Genomic DNA, 5,939 nt, shown 5'->3' with positions numbered 1-5,939 from the left:
AAGCAAGACCAACCCGCCCCCACCTATCAAACCCGAGATATTGCCAACTGGCGCGCCGAATTAGAAGCCTGTCCCCTGATCCTCGGCTCCGCCACCCCCTCCCTCGAAACCTGGGTAAACATCAATCAAGCTTTGCCTACTCCCCTCGTCTCCCCATCCCCTCTCCCAGTCTCCCCGTCTCCCCATCCCCCCGTCTCCCCGTCTCCCAGTCTCCCATCTCCCATCTCCCATCTCCCATCTCCCACCCACTACCTCCCCCTCCCCCAACGCGTCCATGCCCGCCCCCTCCCCCCAGTCAAAATCGTCGATATGCGACAGGAATTGACCCAGGGCAACCGGAGCATCTTCAGTCGTCCCCTAGCCCAAGCATTGCGCCAGATGCAGTCCCAAAAACAACAGGGCATCCTGTTCATCCATCGGCGCGGACACAGCACCTTTGTGTCCTGTCGGAGTTGCGGCTACGTCTGTGAATGCCCGAACTGTGACGTGTCACTGGCATACCATCAGCCCGGAGCCGCCGCACATGCCCAGCTCCGCTGTCACTACTGCAATCATCAGCAACCGCAGCCCCAAAAGTGCCCCGAGTGCGACTCGCTGTATTTTAAATTTTTTGGCAGTGGTACCCAGAAAATAGTCGAAGAACTAGAGCGAGATTTCCCGCAACTTCGCTGTCTGAGATTTGATAGCGATACTACCCGTACCAAAGGCTCCCATCGCCAGATCCTCACCGCCTTTGTCGAGGGAGAAGCCGATTTATTGGTCGGTACCCAGATGCTCACCAAAGGATTGGATCTGCCCCAAGTCACCCTAGTCGGAGTGGTTGCTGCTGATGGCTTGTTGCATCTGTCTGATTATCGCGCTGCCGAGCGGACATTTCAAACGCTCACTCAAGTAGCTGGACGCTGCGGACGCGGCGAAGAAGCGGGTCAGGTCATCATTCAGACCTACAATCCCGATCATCCCATCCTCGCCGCCGTAACCAAGCACGATTATGCGGCTTTTATTGCCGCAGAATTGCCAGAGCGGCAGATGTTGGATTACCCGCCTTACGGCAAATTAATTTTGCTGAGATTTAGTAGTCTCGATGCTGATGCCGTCGAACGAACTGTCACCGATATTGGCTCGACACTCAACGATGCGGCAATTGCAGGCTGTTATGAAGTCTTAGGCCCCGCACCTGCGACAGTGATGCGGGTGAGCAATCGCTACCGCTGGCAAATCATGATTAAGTATGTCCCCAACGGGACGGCGACTCTACCCAACTGGGAAGCACTCAGGACTCAATGTTCTAATTTAGTCAAAATGACGATCGACGTCGATCCGCAGAACTTTCTGTGAAATCGTTACAAAAATTTAACAATCGATGAGTTAAAATGAAATCTAAACTTAAATCAAATTGTTAAGCCGATCGCCCTCATGAGTGATATACCCGTAGATAACACCACGCTCGAACCGCCTACAGTTGTAGATGTTCCGCCCACACCAGCAGAACTCAAAGAAAAATATGTCAAGTATGCCATGCGAAACATGGTCAAAAAGGGCGGTAAGTCCCTTCAGCATTTTGCGCTGAGTGCGATTGGATTGATGGCACTTTTTGTCGGCTTAGCCTATCTAACTAGATAAGGGATCGATTTGCAGCCGTGGTTAGATCTGGGAGCTGTAGCTTCCCCTCAACCACGACACATTAGCGTCGATCGCTATCTACCGATCGTCATAAACTAGATGCAGCTAGAATTAACCGTCCAAGACTTGTATCAACCGAGTGTCATCGACGAACACACTTGGATAGATTGGTTTGAGAACTGGTTGCAGACCCCCGCTTTAGGTCTACCCCCAGCCGATACCTATGAGTTGAGTCTCCGACTAACCACCGATGTCGAAATCCAAGCCTTCAACTTCCAATTTCGCCAGCAAGATAAACCAACTGATGTCTTGTCTTTTGCCGCATTAGAGGTGGATTTTCCCCAAGTAGCGGACGATAGTGGCGATTTAGCCATTTATTTAGGAGATATTATTATTTCTGTCGATACGGCTACCAGACAAGCTCCCGAACATGGGTATTCTTTAATTAAGGAATTAGCTTGGCTAGCTAGTCACGGATTACTTCATTTACTGGGTTGGGATCACCCCAACGAAGCAAGTTTGCTGTTAATGTTACGACAGCAAGAAAAATTGCTCGCTTGTAGTGGTTTATAGATCTCATTGATGTGTAAATACAGCTTGCGATTCTTGTTCCGTAAGCGCAAAGCGCAGGCGTTGCCAACGCGAAGCGTCTGCCTGCGCAGAGAGGCTACGCCAACGGCCATATGTGTGAAAAATTCATTTAATAAATCATTATTTTCTTAGTGGGAGTGAACTGTCAATGCAGACTAAACTAGACGAGTCCGTAAACACTACAATCCAATCAGATATGCCAAGCAAAATGTCTACTTCTGTCGATCGACAGCGAACGAAGGCTTGGCGGGTGGCGAGTAGCATCGGCGTAAGTTTTAAGTATGCCGCCGCTGGTGTAACCTATGCGTTTCACACGCAGCGTAACTTTCGGATTCATTGCGTCATGGGCACCCTGGCAATTAGCTTCGGTGCCCTTTTGCGTTTGACAGGGGTGGAGATGGCTGTGATTTGTATTACTAGCGGTCTTGTTTTGACCTTAGAACTATTAAACACCGCGATCGAGTCGGTTGTCGATCTAACTGTCGGTCAAACCTATCACGAACTAGCCAAGATTGCCAAAGATTGTGCCGCTGGTGCCGTCTTGATTTCAGCTTTTGCGTCGGTACTAGTAGGTGCTTGTCTAGTCGTACCCAAAGCCATGTTATTGTTCGTTCATTAGGAATTAGGCTTTAGGCTTTGGGCTTTAGGGGAAATCAAAGACTAAATTTGGATCGATCGGCTCAAAATGTGCGTGAGAATGGCGATCTTTGTTTTACACTGGATTAGGTTGGGATAGTGTAACGCATGATTTTAGTCATTGATAATTACGACAGCTTCACCTACAATCTCGTCCAATATTTGGGCGAATTAGGGCAAGAATTACCGATTGCCAAAGATATTCGCGTTTATCGCAACGATCGGATTACCATTGATGAGATTGTTAGTCTCGATCCCGCTGGGATCTTGATCTCACCAGGACCAGGTCGCCCAGATGATGCGGGGATTACTTTAGAGATTATTCGCCAATTAGGTACCAAGTATCCAATTTTGGGAGTCTGCTTGGGACATCAAAGTATCGGGCAAGTTTTTGGTGGTGATGTCATCGCCGCGCCGATCTTAATGCACGGCAAAACTTCGGAAATTTACCACGATGGCACAGGTGTATTTGCAGGTTTGGATAATCCATTCACAGCTACTCGCTATCATAGCCTGGTAGTCGATCGAGCCACTTGTCCCGATTGCCTAGAAATCAATGCCTGGGTCGAGGACGGTACCATTATGGGCGTGCGCCATCGGGATTATCCCCACATTGAAGGGGTGCAGTTTCATCCCGAAAGTATTTTAACCAGTTCTGGTAAACAGTTACTGCGAAATTTCTTGACCTCGATCGAGTCTCAGCCATTAAGTGCAACCGTCTAGCGACTAACGAGGCGGTTTGGACAGTATTGTTAGTCTTAATTCCTGTGAGTTGTCCGGCAGTTTAAAGAGCTGTCGCTGGAAACGTAGCACGAGGTGCCAGCTGTGGAAGATATGTATTTCCGCGATCGAGTGCGTGTGCGTATAATTTGCTGGATGCTGCTATTCTTACTCAGCCATTTAGTCCAAGTCCAGACAAGTTAGTTAAAAGTTAAAATTCGATCGAGCCAAATTAGGTAGAGATCGAACTAGAAACTCCAGTAAATAACTCGATTCGGCGAATAGATCGAGCTATTTTAACAATCCCGATCGACTATTTATGAGTAGACTTGAGTTTCTTGCTCATGCGGAAGGCTGCTGTACCACCAATTAATGTGCCGATAATCGTAAATGGTTCGGGGACTGCTGTAGCTGGAGCGGGATCGGGTCCAAATGCAAACACAATGTTATTACTAAGTCCGCTAGCGAAGGTGGTGACTTGCCCTGTTGGCAAGAGCTTGTTGATTTTGCCAGAGCCGGGACTATCTCCAGCTACAGCGACATAAAGGTTGCCACTTGCATCAAATGCAAGTCTTGAGGGCTGCTTTAAACCGTTTTGGAACAACGTGATAATAGCTGTTGGTGAGAGCTTGTTTATGGTGTTGGAAGCATAATTAGATTGAAAAAGGTTACCACTAGCATCAAACGCAAGTCCATAAGGACTTGCCAGTCCTTGCATAAAAGTGGTAACTTGCCCTGTTGATGAGATCTTATTGATTTTGCCGGAGCCACTATCGGCTTCAAAGAGGTTGCCACTTGCATCAAATGCAAGCGCAGTAGGAAAACTAAGTCCTGAAACGAAGGTGGTAACGACCCCTGTTGATGAGATCTTGTTGATTTTGCTAGAGCCGAGACTAACTCCAGCATCGGCTTCAAAGAGGTTGCCACTTGCATCAAACGCAAGTGCATAGGGATAGTTAAGTCCCGTAGCAAAGGTGGTGATTTGCCCTGTTGAGGAAATCTTGTCGATTTTGCCAGACAAGGAGCCTCCAGCTGCATAAAGGTTGCCACTTGCATCAAACGCAAGCGCATCAACACGAGTGTTAAGCGTTACGAACGGGGTGACGACCCCTGTTGATGAGATCGTGTTGATTGTGTTAGAGCTATTATCTGCCATGTAAAGGACAGTAGCGTTTACAGCAGGGCAGGAGCCAACAGATGTAGTCAGAAGAACAATTCCACCAATTGCAATGCTAGATAGTAAAGAGCAATTTTGGACAGGATCTGCTGACACGAACGGAGATTTTGTTTTCATTGTGTAAATTCTATTAGAAGCTAAGAGATTCGGGGAGTAATTGAATCGATCTATTTATGGTAGCTATTTTGCAAAAAAAAAATTTATAGCAATCGCTGTTTCAATGTTTAGATATAGTAGCAAAATATACTTTTCAAACATCCTCTAAGACAGCGATTGCTAATGAAAAACCAGAGCTTGAGGGTGCTAAACCTCAGCAAATTTAGTCGTTACAGTTTTTACCTCACTACTATCTAGAAAAGTATTTGTGTAGAAGAGATCGCCAACAAAATTCCTTTGAGTTGCCAAGAAGTTTAAAGAGCTGTCATTAACAATCTTTAGCCCAGCCCCCCATCGAAAATGTACGCCAGCTAGTCCGATAAAACCGCCATGTTCGGTATAAAAGTGACGTGAGGGTATTACCTGCGAAACACATTTTTTCTGCAAATCGATCTCGTATAAATCCGCATAGTCTTCATTACTACCTCCTAAATTGTATGTGCGAAAACCGATCATGTAGATTTGTTGGTTGACATCCGTTAGCAAACAAATAGAGTCATAGGTTTCGCACGAAATTGTTGCTGAGAAAAGTATTTCTTGGAAGCCAGGATCATTCGATATCGGATTTCCATTAGACTTATAAAAGTCAATTGCACCATTGTTATAAGCAGCCAGCAAATAATATTCAGTCTCACTGTCTGTATAATTAGTAATGCCAGCAGCACCAGCTCCGTCAAATTCCCGTGTAATACCAAACGTTTCATTTTTGGGCGGTTCGCTGTCCGTCATCATAGACAAGTCATAGAAATGGATGAGAGATTGTGAGTAACTACTATTCTCTACAGGTACCATCAAATAATCCCCAATGACCTGCATCCCCCCAGGATGATTGTAGTGTTCGTCGGGTGTACAAATTTTGTGTACCATCTTCATGCTTTCTACATTCAGCACGATAATAAATCCATGTGAGTACCCCTTGTTGTTATGGGAAAGCAGGAGATAATTGCCATAACGGGCGACTCCTTGAACGTGGGATTCGACCATGTTTGGAATCCAAGGTTCACCATTGAATTCAAAAAGCGTTCCGGTTTCCGAA

The 5,939-nt window shown here is 46.6% G+C and carries 7 protein-coding genes; 5 read left to right on the top strand and 2 right to left on the bottom strand.

Annotated features, from left to right (window positions below; genetic code table 11):
• The 5 genes from priA to RMO52_RS00250 form a co-directional block, all read left to right on the top strand.
• Positions 1–1,338, top strand: a 1,338-nt coding sequence (gene priA / locus RMO52_RS00270; RefSeq protein WP_310409974.1) for a primosomal protein N', incomplete at its 5' end; no start/stop codon positions are given.
• 78 nt (positions 1,339–1,416) lie between these two features.
• On the top strand, positions 1,417–1,623 hold the full coding sequence (locus tag RMO52_RS00265; protein ID WP_310409972.1) for a DUF3285 domain-containing protein: 207 nt from the start codon (positions 1,417–1,419) through the stop codon (positions 1,621–1,623).
• Between the two features lie 99 nt (positions 1,624–1,722).
• Positions 1,723–2,196: an rRNA maturation RNase YbeY gene (ybeY, locus tag RMO52_RS00260; RefSeq protein WP_309737796.1), complete on the top strand. Its 474-nt coding sequence runs from the start codon at positions 1,723–1,725 to the stop codon at positions 2,194–2,196.
• A 226-nt stretch (positions 2,197–2,422) separates the two neighbouring features.
• Positions 2,423–2,833, top strand: a complete 411-nt coding sequence (locus RMO52_RS00255) for a diacylglycerol kinase family protein (protein WP_310409970.1) — start codon at positions 2,423–2,425, stop codon at positions 2,831–2,833.
• Positions 2,834–2,958: 125 nt separating this feature from the next.
• Positions 2,959–3,573, top strand: a complete 615-nt coding sequence (locus RMO52_RS00250) for an aminodeoxychorismate/anthranilate synthase component II (RefSeq protein WP_309741724.1) — start codon at positions 2,959–2,961, stop codon at positions 3,571–3,573.
• Positions 3,574–3,883: 310 nt separating this feature from the next.
• Here RMO52_RS00250 and RMO52_RS00245 read toward each other — a convergent pair whose 3' ends face one another.
• Complete coding sequence (locus RMO52_RS00245) at positions 3,884–4,864, bottom strand: hypothetical protein (RefSeq protein WP_310409967.1); 981 nt, start codon at positions 4,862–4,864, stop codon at positions 3,884–3,886.
• Positions 4,865–5,050: 186 nt separating this feature from the next.
• On the bottom strand, positions 5,051–5,939 hold an 889-nt coding region (locus tag RMO52_RS00240; RefSeq protein WP_310409965.1), incomplete at its 5' end, for a hypothetical protein.

This window comes from Chamaesiphon sp. OTE_8_metabat_110 (assembly GCF_031382685.1).
In the GTDB taxonomy this organism is placed as follows: Bacteria; Cyanobacteriota; Cyanobacteriia; order Cyanobacteriales; family Chamaesiphonaceae; genus Chamaesiphon.
This window is presented reverse-complemented; position numbering and strand designations above follow the sequence as displayed.